Source organism: Celeribacter ethanolicus (assembly GCF_001550095.1).
GTDB classification, from domain to species: Bacteria; Pseudomonadota; Alphaproteobacteria; order Rhodobacterales; family Rhodobacteraceae; genus Celeribacter; species Celeribacter ethanolicus.
Window position 1 is genome coordinate 60,917 of record NZ_LRUC01000051.1, and the last position, 14,161, is coordinate 75,077.

11 protein-coding genes are annotated in these 14,161 nt (G+C 61.7%); 6 read left to right on the forward strand and 5 right to left on the reverse strand.

Annotated elements, in window-relative coordinates:
- Positions 1-70 precede the first annotated feature (70 nt).
- The gene (gene trpS / locus NH195_RS19265; protein ID WP_066710974.1) at positions 71-1,087 is read right to left on the reverse strand and encodes a tryptophan--tRNA ligase; all 1,017 of its coding nucleotides are present in this window, start codon (positions 1,085-1,087) and stop codon (positions 71-73) included.
- A gap of 78 nt (positions 1,088-1,165) precedes the next feature.
- On the opposite strand from trpS, the gene NH195_RS19270 reads away from it, so the two are divergent.
- Entirely contained in the window at positions 1,166-1,864 is a 699-nt protein-coding gene (locus NH195_RS19270) for a rhomboid family intramembrane serine protease (protein WP_066710976.1), read from the forward strand.
- Between the two features lie 3 nt (positions 1,865-1,867).
- Here NH195_RS19270 and murJ read toward each other — a convergent pair whose 3' ends face one another.
- The 3 genes from murJ to NH195_RS19285 are packed head-to-tail and all read right to left on the reverse strand — an operon-like array spanning position 1,868 to position 7,366.
- Positions 1,868-3,409 (reverse strand): murein biosynthesis integral membrane protein MurJ, encoded by a 1,542-nt coding sequence (murJ, locus tag NH195_RS19275; protein WP_066710978.1) that lies wholly within the window; start codon positions 3,407-3,409, stop codon positions 1,868-1,870.
- Positions 3,406-6,228 (reverse strand): [protein-PII] uridylyltransferase, encoded by a 2,823-nt coding sequence (locus NH195_RS19280; protein WP_066710980.1) that lies wholly within the window; start codon positions 6,226-6,228, stop codon positions 3,406-3,408. Before NH195_RS19280 ends, murJ begins: the two co-directional genes overlap by 4 nt.
- Positions 6,188-7,366 carry a penicillin-binding protein activator gene (locus NH195_RS19285; protein ID WP_066710982.1) on the reverse strand — a complete coding sequence of 393 codons (1,179 nt, stop codon included), beginning with the start codon at positions 7,364-7,366 and terminating at the stop codon, positions 6,188-6,190. The genes NH195_RS19280 and NH195_RS19285 overlap by 41 nt, the downstream gene beginning before the upstream one ends.
- 118 nt (positions 7,367-7,484) lie before the next feature.
- On the opposite strand from NH195_RS19285, the gene rsmI reads away from it, so the two are divergent.
- The 4 genes from rsmI to NH195_RS19305 all read left to right on the forward strand — a co-directional run bounded on the left by rsmI (position 7,485) and on the right by NH195_RS19305 (position 10,697).
- Complete coding sequence (gene rsmI / locus NH195_RS19290) at positions 7,485-8,342, forward strand: 16S rRNA (cytidine(1402)-2'-O)-methyltransferase (RefSeq protein WP_066710984.1); 858 nt, start codon at positions 7,485-7,487, stop codon at positions 8,340-8,342.
- Between the two features lie 6 nt (positions 8,343-8,348).
- Complete coding sequence (locus NH195_RS19295; protein WP_066710987.1) at positions 8,349-8,732, forward strand: YraN family protein; 384 nt, start codon at positions 8,349-8,351, stop codon at positions 8,730-8,732.
- A gap of 128 nt (positions 8,733-8,860) precedes the next feature.
- Positions 8,861-9,796, forward strand: coding sequence for a glutathione synthase (gene gshB, locus NH195_RS19300; protein ID WP_066711082.1), 936 nt, complete (start codon positions 8,861-8,863; stop codon positions 9,794-9,796).
- 4 nt (positions 9,797-9,800) lie between these two features.
- Complete coding sequence (locus tag NH195_RS19305; protein WP_066710989.1) at positions 9,801-10,697, forward strand: alpha/beta hydrolase; 897 nt, start codon at positions 9,801-9,803, stop codon at positions 10,695-10,697.
- Here NH195_RS19305 and NH195_RS19310 read toward each other — a convergent pair.
- Positions 10,667-12,130: a YifB family Mg chelatase-like AAA ATPase gene (locus tag NH195_RS19310; RefSeq protein WP_066710992.1), complete on the reverse strand. Its 1,464-nt coding sequence runs from the start codon at positions 12,128-12,130 to the stop codon at positions 10,667-10,669. The two genes, NH195_RS19305 and NH195_RS19310, sit on opposite strands and share 31 nt — an antisense overlap.
- A 3-nt stretch (positions 12,131-12,133) precedes the next feature.
- On the opposite strand from NH195_RS19310, the gene NH195_RS19315 reads away from it, so the two are divergent.
- Positions 12,134-13,912, forward strand: a complete 1,779-nt coding sequence (locus NH195_RS19315) for a recombinase family protein (RefSeq protein ID WP_066710994.1) — start codon at positions 12,134-12,136, stop codon at positions 13,910-13,912.
- Positions 13,913-14,161 lie beyond the last annotated feature (249 nt).

The following is a 14,161-nucleotide window of genomic DNA, read 5'->3' on the forward strand; positions in this document are numbered from 1 at the left end:
TTGGGAAGGGCCGCTTTATAGCACACGGACCCCATGTCGCCCCAAAGGGGCGACGGGTATCTCGTAAGCGTCAGCGCACGAAGCCCATGATCTCGAAGGTTTTGTCGAGGATCGGATCGGCGATCTCTTTCGCCTTTTCCGCGCCCTTGGCGAGGATGCGGTCGATCTCGGCGGGGTCGTTCATCAGGCGGGCCATCTCGGTCGAGATCGGCGCGAGTTTCTCGACGGCCAGTTCGGCGAGTGCCGGTTTGAACGCGCCCCAGCCCTGACCGCCATAGACCGCGAGAACCTCTTCGCCGGTCATATTGGCGAGACCCGCGTAGATGTTGACGAGATTGCGCGCCTCGGGGCGGTCCGCCAGACCTTCCATCTCCTCGGGCAGTGGCTCGGGATCGGTTTTGGCCTTTTTGAACTTCTTGGCGATGGTGTCCGCGTCATCGGTCATGTTGACGCGTTCCATGTCGCTTTCGCCGGATTTGGACATTTTCTTGGTGCCGTCGCGCAGGTTCATCACCCGCATCGCCGGGCCTTCGATCACCGGTTTGCATTCCGGGAAGAAATCGACCTTGTAGTCGTGGTTGAATTTATTGGCGATGTCGCGTGTCAGCTCGACGTGCTGTTTCTGGTCCTCGCCCACAGGCACATGGGTCGCGTGGTAAACCAGAATGTCGGCGGCCATCAAAGAGGGGTAGGCGTAGAGACCCAAGGAGACGTTTTCGGCATTCTTGCCCGCCTTGTCCTTGAACTGCGTCATGCGGTTCATCCAGCCGACGCGCGCGACACAGTTGAACAACCATGCGAGTTCGGCATGGGCCGGGACGCGGCACTGGTTGGTCAGGATCGAGCTGTCGGGATCAATGCCCGCAGCAAGGTACCCGGCGGCGACTTCGCGGGTGGCGTGACGCAGATCCTCGGGGTCTTGCCAGACGGTGATCGCGTGCATATCCATCACGCAATAGATGGTTTCGAACTCACCGCCCTGCATATCCACGAAGCGTTTGATCGCGCCGAGATAGTTGCCGAGGGTGAGCCCGCCCGAAGGCTTGATCCCCGAGAAGACGCGGGGGGTGAAGGCAGGCTTGTCCATCTGGAACTCCGTCACTGGATTAATAGGTGATCGTGGCTTACCTATGTGGGACGAGAGCGTCAAGGAAAGGCCCGTTCAATGTCCGATGATCCCGAGTATTCCCGCCCGGAAGTGCCGTTTAACGCGCTGCCGCCGATGGTGATCGCCATTGCGCTGGTGCTGGGCGGGATCGAGCTGGCGTTTCAGGCCGGGGCGTTCGGGCTGATCGGCGGGCCGGATGCGATCGGCTGGCGGATTGCCGCCATCGAGGATTACGGCTTCTTCGATGCGATCTTCGAGGCGATGCGGGCGCAGGGCACATGGCCGTTCGAGCATGTCATGCGGTTTTTCACCTATGCCTTCGTGCATTATTCCATGCTGCATGCGCTGATGGTCATCGTGTTCATTCTGGCGCTGGGCAAGATGGTCGGCGAGACCTTTGGCAATTTTGCCGTGCTCCTGATCTTCGTGGTGTCGACGCTTGCGGGATCGTTGGCCTATGGGCTGGTCCTCACCACGAATGTGCAACTCGTGGGCGCCTATCCGGCGGCTTACGGCTTTATCGGTGCCTATACTTTCATCCTGTGGCTGGGGCTGGGCCGAATGCAGCAGAACCAGATGCGGGCCTTCACGCTGATCGGTTTGCTGATGGCGCTGCAACTGGTCTATGGGCTGCTGGGCTGGGGCTCCGGCGATTGGGTGGCCCGTCTCGCCGGGTTTGTCATGGGGTTCGTAACGGCGGCGCTGATGGTGCCGGGGGCGTTTGGGCGGATCATGACGCGGCTGCGCCAGCGCTGAACGTCAGCCGCCGCGTTTGACGGAGCCTTTCAACTCGGCAAACCGCGTCGCGCCAATGACATGAGCAATGCCGAAATAGCCGACGATCCCGATCGCGACGAGCAAAAGCGTGCCTAAGCCGCGCGACAGCTCGAACACGGGTGAAAGCCCGATCTCACTGCCCCAAAGCAGGGCCCCCATCAGCAGGGATGCGATCAGGATACGCGGCGCGCGGCGGATCAGCCGGGCGTCGGCATGGACTTCATCGCCCATACTCTTCTTGCCGAACCACAAGAGCGCGACCATGCCCCAGGCGGCCAGCGTCGTGGCAACGGCGGCGGCGAGGTAGCCGATGACGAAGGACAGGCCGATGGCCACCACCGCGTTGATCACCATGGCGTAAAGCGCGAAACGGAACGGCGTCTTCGTGTCCTCGCGGGCGAAATACAACGGTTGCAGCACCTTTTGCATGACGAAGGCCGGGAGACCGAGGCCGTAGATCATCACCGCGAGCGCGGTCTTATGGGCATCCTCTGGGGTGAAGGCGCCGCGCTGGAACAGGAAAGAAATCAGCGGTTCCGGGATGACGATCAGCGCGACGGCGGCGGGCACCGTGAGCAGGAGCGCAAATTCGAAAGCCCGGTTATAGGCATGGCGCGCGCCTGCGTGATCCCCGGCCTGAAGGCGGCGGGAGAGATCGGGCAGGAGCACGATGCCGATGGCGATGGCCACGACGCCGAGAGGCAATTGATAGAGCCGGTCGGCGAGGTTGAGATACTGAAGCGCACCGTCCTGCGAGAAGGACGCGACCTGACGCCCGATCAGGAGGTTGATCTGAACGACGCCGCCCGCAAGTGCTGCGGGGCCCGCGAGGATCAGAAGCCGTTTCAGTTCCGGCGTCATGCGCGGCAGGCGCGGGCGCAGATTGAAGCCGATCTTGGCAGCCGCAGACCAGACCACGGCAAGCTGAGCGGCCCCCGCGACCGGTACGGCCCAGATCAGCGCGCGATCCACCGGCAGGCCGAATTTTGCGGCACCGACCATGGCGACCGAGAGCACGACATTGAGCAATACCGGGGCTGCTGCTGCGGCGGCGAAGCGCCCGGTGGCGTTCAGCATGCCGGAAAACAGCGCGCCCATGGAGATGAACAGCACATAGGGGAAGGCGATGCGACCGAAATCGACCGCCATGTCGAACCGCCCGTCGCCGATGAACCCGGCGGCCATGGCCGTCACCAGAGCGGGCATGAACAGCGTCGCCAGGAGCGTGAGCACGATCAACGCCGTGGTCAGGACCGAAAGTGTGTTCTCGGCAAAGGCTTTGGCATCCTCTTCGGCCTCAACCTTCTTGGCAAAGAGCGGCACAAAGGCGACGTTCAGCGTGCCTTCGGCGAAGAAGCGGCGGAACATATTCGGGAGCGAGAAGGCCACGACAAAAGCCTCCGCAGCGGGGCCCGCGCCGAGATAGGCGGCGATCAGGGCGTCGCGCACAAAACCCAGGACGCGGCTGAGCAGGGTCCAGCCGCCAACGGTGACAAAGCCCCGGACGAGGCGGATCGGTTTCATTCGGAATGGGCCCGTTTCGCGCCGGTCACGATGGCCTCGCGCAGTTTCTTCTCAAGCGATTTGCGCTTGGATTCGGCATGGAGTTTCATCCCGAACATATCCTTCACATAGAACACATCGACCACCTGCGCGCCGTAGGTGGCGATCTGGGCGGTGACGATGGAAATGTTGTTTTCGGCCAGAACCCGCGTCAGATCGTACAACAGCCCGGGGCGGTCGCGGGTGTCGACCTCGATGATGGTGAAGATCTCCGATCCTTCGTTGTCGAAGGAAATCGAGGTCGGCACGTCGAATTTGCTCTCGCGTTTCTTGATCTTGTCGCGGGATTTGAGCGCATCCTTGGCCAGAACCTCGCCGCGCAGCGTCTTGTCGATCATCTGACGCAACCGTGGCAGCCGGGCGGTCTCGAACGGGTTGCCGTCCTTGTCCTGGATCCAGAACACAGCCGTGGCGTAGCCGTCCTTCGAGGTATAGGTGCGGGCATCGACGACATTGGCGCCGACCAGGGCAAGAGCGCCCGCGAGACGCGAGAAAATCCCGTGGTGATCGGCCAGTGCGAAACAGGCGCGGGTGGCGTCGCGATCTTCGTCCTGATGCAGGTCGATGCGAATCTCGTCGGGCTGAATGTCGCGCAGAAGCCGGGCGAAAATCTCGTGCGCAGCAAAGGGCAGGCCCTGCCAATAGGTGCTGTAATGGCGCTGCAACTCGGTGCGTTTGTCGGTGGCACTCCAGTCGGTTAGCCGTGCGCGCAACTCTTTCTTGGCCTCGCCTTCGCGGGCGTCGCGGTTGATCTCCTCGAGCCCGTGTTCGAGGGCATAGGCGGTCTGCGTGTGCAGGTTGCGGATCAGCGTGGCTTTCCAGTTGTTCCAGACGCCGGGGCCAACGCCGCGAATGTCGCAGACGGTCAGCACGGTCAAAAGGTCGAGCCGTTCGCGCGTTTTCACCGCCTTGGCGAAATCGCGCACGGTCCGGGGATCGGCGATGTCGCGTTTCTGGGCGATGTCGGACATCAGAAGGTGATAGCGGACCAGCCATTCGACGGTTTCGCATTCGGCGGGCTTCAATCCCAGACGCGGCGCGACCTTGCGCGCGATCTGGGCGCCGATCACGGAATGATCCTCGTTGCGGCCTTTGCCGATGTCATGCAGCAGCATGGCGATGTAAAGTACCCGGCGGTTGATCCCGGATTTCAGAATGCGAGTGGAAACCGGCAGGGCGTCTTCCAGCTCGCCGCGTTCGATCTCCGCGAGGTTGGAGATGACCTGAATGGTGTGCTCGTCCACTGTGTAGCTGTGATACATGTTGAACTGCATCATCGCGACGATGTGCTGGAACTCCGGGACGAAGGCCCCGAGGACGCCCAGCTCGTTCATCCGGCGCAGCGAGCGCTCCGGGTTGCCGTGTTTCAGCAAGAGGTCGATGAAAATCCGCTGCGCCTCGGGATCGGTGCGCATGTCGTTGTCGATCATGCCGAGATTTGCCGAGATCAGCCGCATCACGTCCGGGTGCAAAAGGTAGCCGGTGCGCAGGGCCTCCTCGAAGATCCGCAGAAGGTTGAGCTTGTCTGACAGAAATGCCTGACGGTTGGGGACATTGAGCCGGTTGTGCACCAGCTCGTATTGATCGCCGATCTTGCGGCGGCGTTTGAACAGACGTTGCAGCGCCGGTTCCTGTTTGACGTGCTGCGCCTCAAGCGAGGTCAGGAAAATCCGGGTCAATTCGCCCACACGGGTGGCGTGGCGGAAGTAATCCTGCATGAAATGTTCGACGGCGGGGCGACCCGAATGGTCGATATAGCCCAGCCGGTCGGCGACCTCGACCTGCATGTCGAAGGTGAGCTGATCCATCGGACGTCCGGCGATCAGGTGCAGCGCATTGCGCGCCGCGTGCAGGAAGGTCTCCGCCTCCTCAAACTGGCGATATTCCTCCGGGGTGAAGACGCCGGCCTTCACCAGATCGGCGGCATTGCGCACACCATGGACGTATTTCGCGATCCAGAACAGCGTGTGCAGGTCCCGAAGCCCGCCCTTGCCTTCCTTGATGTTTGGCTCCACCACATAGCGCTGACCACCCTGTTTGCGGTGCCGCGAGGCGCGTTCCTCAAGCTTGGCTTCGATAAACTCACGGGCGGTATTGCGGAACAGCTCGTCGCGCAATTGCTGATGCAACTGGGTCGCGAGCTTGCGGTTGCCCGCCAGGAAGCGCAGTTCCAGCATGGCGGTGCGGATGGTGAAATCCTCGCGCCCGAGCCGGATGCAGTCGCGGATCGTGCGGGTGGAATGGCCGACCTTGAGATGCAGGTCCCAGAACATGTAGAGCATGCTCTCCACCACGCTTTCGATCCAGCCAGTGATCTTGTGCGGCGCGAGGAACAGAAGGTCGACGTCGGAATAGGGTGACATCTCTCCGCGCCCGTAACCGCCTACGGCAAGAACCGCGATGCGTTCGCCCTCCGACGGGTTCGGGTTCGGGTGCAGCCGGGTCATCGCGGTGAACAGCACCGAGGTCACGAGGCAGTCGGTGAGCCAGGCATAGGCGCGCAGCGCGGGGCGGGCGTTGCGCGGGGCCTCGGTCATGGCGCTGGCGATGGCGGTGCGACCGCGCGCCTGTGCTGCATCGAGAACCTTGACAGTGGCCTTGCGCAGGGCGGCGGCGTCGGAGGCCTCCTGCCAGCATGCTTCAAGCGCTGCGGCGACCTCGGCCACGTTGAAAATCGCCTCTTCGGCACAGATCAGCGTGCCCGGTGGGGTCGGAAGGAAACTGGCGAGTGCCGGGGTCTCAGAACCCGGCGCCACCGAAGGCTCTTGGTGCAGGGTCAATCTCGATTACCTGATTGTTTTGAATGGTCGCGATGGAGAGACCGCGTTCGTTGGTGCCGTTGGTGCGCAGGCGGAAGATGCCGTTGACGCCGACGAAGCCGGAGTTGCGGGTCAGCCCTTGAACGGTGAGCGCGTTCTGGTCGCCGGATTTCACCAGCGCCCCGATGGCGGCGATGCCGTCATAGGCGAGACCGGCCAGCGCATGCGGTGCCTGACCGTAGGTGGCGCTGTAATGGCCGGAGAAATTCGCGGTGAGTTGCTGGTCGGGAATGGCGAACCAGCTGTCTTGCAGTCCCGGCAGACTCAGCGCCGAGGCCGGCACGTTCCAGCGTTGCAGGCCGATATATTGCGGGTTGGGCGATTTGATGCCGTTTTCCGGCAGCATCTGCGCCAGAAGCGGCATGGCACCGTCATTGCCGGAGGTGAAGAAGATGGCATCGGCCCCCGAGCTGCGGGCCTTGGAGGCGATCGGCTGGATCGCCTGTACGACGCCCTGCTGGCTCATCTCGAAGCTTTGCTCTGCGGCGAGGGTCGCTCCCCGGCGCGAGATCGCGGATTTGATCGCGCTCGCGCCGGCGTTTTCCGCGGCGCTGTTGCCATTCACAACCATGATGCGGCTTTTGCCATTGGTGCGGGCATAGGACACCAGACGGTTGGCGGTGTTCTCGAAGGTCGGGCCGAGGATGAAGACGTTGCCGCCCGCGATTTCGGGGTTGTTCGAGAAGGACAGGACGTTGATCCCGGCATTGGCGGCGGTGAGGCCCGCGAGTTTGGCGGAGCCGCCATAGACCGGGCCGAGGATGATCTTCGCACCATCGGCGACCGCCTGGGAGGTGGCGGCGGCGGCACGTTCGGCCTGGCCGCCCGTGGGGTAGACCCGCAGGTCGATGGTTACACCGTCGAGATCGGCCATGGCGAGGCGCGCGGCGTTTTCAAGCGAGGTGGCCAGCGCGATATCCCCGGCGCTCGATGATTCGTAGGGCACGAGAAGGGCGACAGGCACCGGTTTCGTCGTGTTGATCGTCGGACCGCCCCCGACCGGGAAAGCCCCCGGATCACAGGCGGCTAGGCCCAGAAGGGACAGACCGAGCGCGAATTTGGCGAGCGACTTGCGGGCGGCGCGCAGAACGGCGAACATGGGGGAAACCTCACTCCTGACGGCAAACAAGAACGCGACACCGAGGGCCACGCGATTTAGTGGCCAGACTATGCGACACGTTCCCAAGAGTAAACGCCGCAAAAGACCCGAGAGACCATTGATTTATCACGCCAAGCAGCTTCCCGCCGGCCTTTATTTCCTTGCCACCCCGATCGGCAATGCGCGCGACATCACGCTGAGGGCGCTCGATCTTCTGGCTTCCGCCGATGTTCTGGCCGCCGAGGACACGCGCAGCCTGCGCAAATTGATGGAAATTCACGGCGTGCCTTTGAATGGGCGTCATGTCATCGCCTATCACGATCACAATGGGGCGCAGGCGCGTCCGGGAATTATCGCGTTGATGGAACAGGGGAAATCCGTGGCCTATGCCTCGGAGGCGGGCACGCCCCTCGTGGCCGATCCGGGATTTGCACTCTGTCGCGAGGCGCTTGCGCGCGGCATTCCCGTCACCTCCGCGCCGGGCCCCTCGGCGATGATCGCGGCGCTGACCATCTCGGGCCTGCCCTCGGATCGGTTTCTCTTCGCGGGGTTTCCGCCCTCGTCGCAGGGCGCGCGGCTGAAATTCTTTGCTTCCTTTGCCGCCGTGCCCGCCACGCTCGGGTTTTACGAAAGCCCCAAACGCATTCATCGCACGCTGGGCGAGCTTTGCGATACGCTCGGGGAAAACCGTCCGGCGGCGATGTGTCGGGAGCTGACCAAGAAATTCGAAGAGGTGCGCAAGGGCACGCTTCGCGAGCTGGAAGAAAGCCTGCGCGATGCGCCGGTGAAGGGCGAGATCGTGTTGCTGGTTGGGCGTGCGGAGGCCGAAGAGGTGTCGGAGGCCGATCTGGAAGCCGATCTGGCCGAGGCGTTGGGCCGCCTGTCGGTCAAGGATGCGGCGCATGAGGTGGCGGCCAAACACGGGCTGAAAAAGCGCGACGTGTATCAGATGGCGCTCGGGATGAGCGGGAAGTGAGGCCGGATGTCGGGAGAGGAAGCCGAAAATCCAAAACGTGCGCGAGGCGAGAAGGCCTATCATTTCGGCCTCTCGGCGGAGGAGATCGTCGCGCGCCATTATGCCGAACGCAGCTATGAGGTTTTGGAGCGGCGCTGGCGGGGCGCAGGCGGGGAGATCGACCTGATCTTTCGGAACGGCGAAGAGATCGTGTTTGTCGAGGTGAAAGCCTCGAAAACCCATGAGGCCGCGAGTGCGGCACTCGGTGCGCGGCAACAGGCCCGGCTTTGCGCCAGCGCCGAGGATTACATCGGGCGTCTGCCGACAGGGCTTTTGACACCGATGCGGATTGATGTCGCCCTTGTGAACGGTGTGGGCGAGGTCGACATTCTCGAGAATGCGCTGATGTGAGGTCGCAAAGGGTGCATGTGACCTTGCGCACAGGGGCGCACAGGACATTCTCATTGAATGCGAGACCGGGCTGGTCCATCTAAGAGGCAACCAGAGGAGATACGCCCTTGTCCAAGACCCCTGCGCCCCTGAAAGTGGCGATCCAGATGGACCCGATCGGTCCGATCAACATCAATGCCGACAGCACCTTCCGTATCATGGAAGAGGCGCAAAAGCGCGGGCATGAGCTGTTCTATTACACGCCGGATCATCTGGCGTTTCAGGAGGGCCGCGTCACCGCGCGCGGCTGGCCGGTCGAGGTGCGCCGCGTCGAGGGCGATCACTACAGCCTTGGTGAGATGACCGAGGTCGATCTGTCCGATTACGATGTGGTCTGGCTGCGCCAGGACCCGCCCTTCGATATGGGCTATATCACCACCACGCATTTGCTGGAGATGATCACCCCCGGAACTCTGGTGGTGAACGATCCGTTCTGGGTGCGCAACTATCCCGAAAAGCTGCTAGTCCTGCGGTTTCCCGATCTGACGCCGCCGACCGCGATTGCCCGCGATCTCGAGACCATCCGTGCGTTCAAAGCGAAACATGGCGACATCATCCTCAAGCCGCTTTACGGCAATGGCGGTGCGGGCGTGTTCCGGCTCGATCCGAACGACCGCAACCTGTCTTCGCTGCATGAGCTGTTTACCGGCATGTCGCGTGAGCCGTTGATCGTGCAGAAATTCCTGCCCGATGTGTCGAATGGCGACAAGCGCGTGATCCTGGTCGATGGCGAACCGGTGGGCGCGATCAACCGCGTGCCGCAGGCGGGTGAGACGCGGTCGAACATGCATGTCGGCGGGCGTCCGGAGAAAATCGGCCTGACGGAGCGCGATCTGGAGATTTGCACCAGGATCGGACCGCTTCTGAAAGAGAAAGGCCAGATTTTCGTCGGCATCGACGTGATCGGCGATTACCTGACAGAGATCAACGTGACCTCGCCGACGGGCATTCAGGAGCTGGAACGCTTCGACGGCACGAACACGGCGGAGATCATCTGGCAGGCGATTGAAGCGAAGCGGAGCTGAGGGCATGAGCCGTCGGGTCACAGCCCTCGCGACGATCTTGCGGCTGTTCGAGAAGCCGAAGCTGGCGCGCATCCAATCGGTGCCGCACCAGCGTCGGCGGTTCGAGTTTCAGTCGCGCCTGTTTCGGCCGACCAAGGGCCCGGTGGATCGGCCCGAGGAAATCGGCGGGATCGCCTGTCTGCGCATCCTGCCGCAGACACCCACCCGGGCCCGCCTGCTCTATATCCACGGCGGGGCCTATATCATGGGCTCGATCCGCACCCATCGCGCTTTGGCGCGGCACCTTGCGGCGCAATTGCAGGTCGAGGTGGTTCTGCCGGACTACCGTCTGGCGCCGGAGCATCCTTTCCCCGCCGCCTTTGAGGATGTTTTGGCGGTGGCGGAGGCCCTGCCCAATGATCTGCCTCTGCTCCTGATGGGGGACAGCGCCGGTGGCGGGCTCTGCCTGTCGCTGCTCTCCGCGTTGTGCCTTGCGGACAAACCGCCCCACGCCGCCGTGGCACTGTCGCCCTGGACCGATCTGGATTTGGCCGGGGAGAGCCTGACCACGAATGCCGAAACCGAGGCAATGTTGCCCGCCTCCCGCATCGGTGAGGTGCGCGACTGGTATCTCGGCGGTGCGGCCAAGGACGATCCGAAAGCCTCGCCGCTCTATGCCGACTTCCCGAATTGTCCGCCGGTTCTGATCCAGTATTCCGAAAGCGAGATTCTCGCCGACGATGCCCGGCGCATGGCTATGCGCCTGACCGAACAGGGCGCGGAGGTCGCGTTGCAGGGCTGGCCGGGCATGGTGCATGTCTGGCAGTTGTTTCACGGCATGTTGCCGGAGGCCGATGCGGCGCTGGACCGGGTTGCCGAGTTCGTTGCGGCTCAGTTGGGCAGGCCGGACACCACCCGGTAACTCAAAGCCTCCGCCAGATGCGGGCGGCAGATGTCTGCCTCTCCAGCCAGATCGGCAATGGTGCGCGCCACGCGCAGCACCCTGTGATAGCCCCGCGCCGAAAGCCCGAGCCTCTCGGCGGCTTTCTGCAAAATCTCCCGCCCCTCGGTATCCGGCGCGGCGACCTCTTCCAGGAGCTGCCCCTCGATCTGGGCATTGGTGCGAAACCCGCTGCCCTCATAGCGCTCTAGCTGGAGCGCGCGGGCCTCGGCCACGCGGGCGGCGACCACGGCGGAGCTGTCGCCCGAGGGGGGCAGGTCGAGGTCCTGAAACTGCACCGGCGGCATGTCGAGGCGCAGGTCGAACCGGTCCATCAGCGGGCCGGAGATGCGCCCGAGATAGTCCTCGCCACAGAGCGGCACCTTGGCGCAGGCGCGCTCCGGATCGGGCAGGTAGCCGCATTTGCAGGGGTTCGCCGCCGCCACCAACATAAACCGTGCCGGGTAGCGCATATGGGCATTGGCGCGCGCCACCATGACCTCGCCGCTCTCGATCGGCTGGCGCAGGGTTTCGAGCACGGGGCGGGGGAATTCGGGCAGCTCATCGAGGAAGAGAACGCCGTTGTGCGCCAGGGAGATTTCTCCGGGCTGCGCACCGCGCCCGCCGCCGACGATGGCGGCCATGGAGGCGGTATGATGCGGTTCGCGAAAGGGCCGCGCGCGGGAAATCCCGCCTTCGTCAAGAAGCCCTGCGAGAGAATGGATGATCGAGGTTTCCAAAGCCTCCTGCGCCGAAAGCGGCGGCAGGATCGTCGGCAGGCGCGCCGCCAACATGGATTTGCCGGAGCCGGGCGTGCCGACCATGAACATATGATGCCCCCCGGCGGCGGCGATTTCGAGCGCGCGTTTGGCCTTTTCCTGCCCTTTCACATCGCGCAGGTCGCGGGCGTGGCTGGGCAGTGTGATCTCGCCGGGATGGGCTTCGTGAAGCGGTCGGTCGCCGGAGAAATGCCGCAGCAGATGCGCCAGCGTTTTTACCCCGTAGACGGGCGTTGCGCCGACCCATGCCGCCTCCGCCCCGCAGGCCTCCGGGCAGGCCAGAACGCAGTTCAGCTCCGCCGCTTTCAACGCCGCAGGCAGCGCCCCCGTCACCGCAACCAGCGATCCGTCGAGCGCCAATTCGCCCAAAGATAAGGTTTTTGCGGCTTTCTCTTCGGGGATCAATCCCGTGGCGGCAAGGATGGCGATGGCGATGGGCAGGTCGAAATGCGAGCCGATTTTCGGCAGATCGGCGGGCGAGAGATTGATGATGAGTTTTTTCGAGGGCAGGGCGATTTGCATCGACGCAAGTGCGGCCCGAACGCGTTCGCGCGCCTCGCTGACGGCCTTGTCGGGCAGGCCGACGATGGTAATTGTATAGTGAATTGTAAAACTAATGATTTGGCGGTAAAGCAAAGTATGATGAAAAAAGCATATTCATATCTCCGCATTTCAACGGACATCCAGAGAAAGGGTGATGGTATTCGGCGTCAGATGGAGGCGTCGGAGAAATTCGCTAAGGAGCAAGGCTGGGAGCTCGTTGAAACGTTGAGCGATATTGGGGTTTCAGCCTTCAAGGGGAAGAACGCCGAGGATGGCGCTCTGTCTCGGTTTATTCATGCTGCGGAAACCGGGGAGATCCAACCCGGTTCGGTCTTGATCATTGAAAGCCTCGACCGGCTTTCAAGGGATAAGGCCCGCAAGGCTCTTACGCAGTTTAACGCGCTGCTCGATAAGGGAGTTGAAATCTTCACGCTCTCGGATCGTCAGCATTACACGCCAAACGGTGTAGATGAGAACCCGACGCAGCTCTTCATCACCTTAGGGGTGATGCTGCGTGCTAACGAAGAGAGTGAAATCAAGTCTAAACGCATTAAGGCGTCGTGGGACCGTAAGAAAAGCCAGATTGATACATTCAAGCTGACGCGCATGGCTCCATCATGGCTTCATCTGAATGATGCCCGCACCGAGTATGTCGTCATCGAGGAGAAGGCCGAGGCAGTACGTAAAGTGTTTGAGCTATGTGCGGGAGGTATGGGCCTGTTCTTGATCACAAAGCACATGAATGACCATTTCTCCCCGATCTCTCGGGCGGACGTCTGGCACCAAAGCTATGTTGCAAAGTTACTTGCCAATGAGAGTGTTCTGGGACGGTTCCATCTGCATAAGACGGTCGACGGAAAGCGGCTTCCGAGCGGTCAAGTGATTGAGGGATACTTCCCTCAGATCGTATCGGATGAGCTATTCTACCTCGCGAATGCCAAGAAGCATGGCAGGAGGCTTGCGCGGGGGCGAAAAGGTCGCGGTCTAAAGAACTTGTTCTCAGGCTTGTGCGTCTGCGAACAGTGCGGGAACACCGTGCTGTTTCGGAACAAGGGGGTTCCCCCTAAGGGTTTCAACTATCTGCGCTGTGAACGGTCCCTTATGACCAAGGAATGTGATAGCCCGGCTTGGCGGTATGACGAGTTCGAGCGCACATTCTTCGATTTTGTGAATGATATCTCCTTCGCTGAGATATTTTCGTCCGATGAACACGCGACACAAGAGGGCAAGCTCCGGGCGGAGGTTTTTGAGACAGAACGTGAGCTGGCACAGCTGATGCAGCAGCATGAAGTACTTGTTGGCCGCTTAGCGACCTTAAATCTGCCGGAAGCCACGCTGGTCAGTCTTTCAGAAAAAGCGTTTGCGATGGAACAAGAAAGATCCGTTCTTGAGGGGCGTCTTGCAGATTTGAAAGAGGCTGTGAGGAGCCTCGAGTTCCGTGATGACCAGGCCGACCAGAAAGAATTTTTGACTGCCTACGAAACGATGCTCCGTTCTTCAGATGAAGATGAGGTGTTGCGTGTCCGGCTTCGGATGGCAGAGATCATTCGCTCGAAAGTCGAAAAAATCGTGATTTGTAACAACGCGAAAATCGCTCCAAGCAACGTGCAGTTCCCACCGTTTGAGTTGGGGAGTCTAATAGGCGAGAGCTTGTCGCGGGCAATGAAAGCAAACGGTGTCGAGCGGCCTCGGGACGTGGTGGATTTCCTAAATACTCGGAAGGGGCGGCGGTTCGTTGCCAAACACGAGCGCTTCTTCGTCGTTTGTTTCAAAAATGGAGTTCGTAGGTCGGTGCGCCCTTCGTCGGCTTCCACCCTAATTACGAGAAGTGAAAGGGAAGCTGCAATGCGGAGCCGTCGAGAGCGAGGTGTGTGAACGCTCATCGCGCATGGTTGAAGCGGGCGCTCACGGTCCAAGGTTAAACTGAGGGCGGGAGTAACACAGTCGTGCAGGTTCTTACGTTTTTGAGGACTTCGAACGGTCACAAAACGATTTTCGGCATTTCTTGACCGTCTTGGGTCTCTCCGTTGTCGGTGAAAACCCCTTTTTTCTTGGGGAATTCCACCATTTCCATCAGGTGTTGAGATGGAGGTGCGGCTAGCGCGCGGGCATCTTTATGAAAGT

Excerpts from the sequence above, each read along its gene's own strand:
- trpS (WP_066710974.1), bottom strand. The coding sequence starts at position 1,087 with ATGGACAAGCCTGCCTTCACCCCCCGCGTCTTCTCGGGGATCAAGCCT.
- NH195_RS19270 (WP_066710976.1), top strand. The coding sequence starts at position 1,166 with ATGTCCGATGATCCCGAGTATTCCCGCCCGGAAGTGCCGTTTAACGCG.
- murJ (WP_066710978.1), bottom strand. The coding sequence starts at position 3,409 with ATGAAACCGATCCGCCTCGTCCGGGGCTTTGTCACCGTTGGCGGCTGG.
- NH195_RS19285 (WP_066710982.1), bottom strand. The coding sequence starts at position 7,366 with ATGTTCGCCGTTCTGCGCGCCGCCCGCAAGTCGCTCGCCAAATTCGCG.
- NH195_RS19295 (WP_066710987.1), top strand. The coding sequence starts at position 8,349 with ATGTCGGGAGAGGAAGCCGAAAATCCAAAACGTGCGCGAGGCGAGAAG.
- NH195_RS19305 (WP_066710989.1), top strand. The coding sequence starts at position 9,801 with ATGAGCCGTCGGGTCACAGCCCTCGCGACGATCTTGCGGCTGTTCGAG.
- NH195_RS19315 (WP_066710994.1), top strand. The coding sequence starts at position 12,134 with ATGATGAAAAAAGCATATTCATATCTCCGCATTTCAACGGACATCCAG.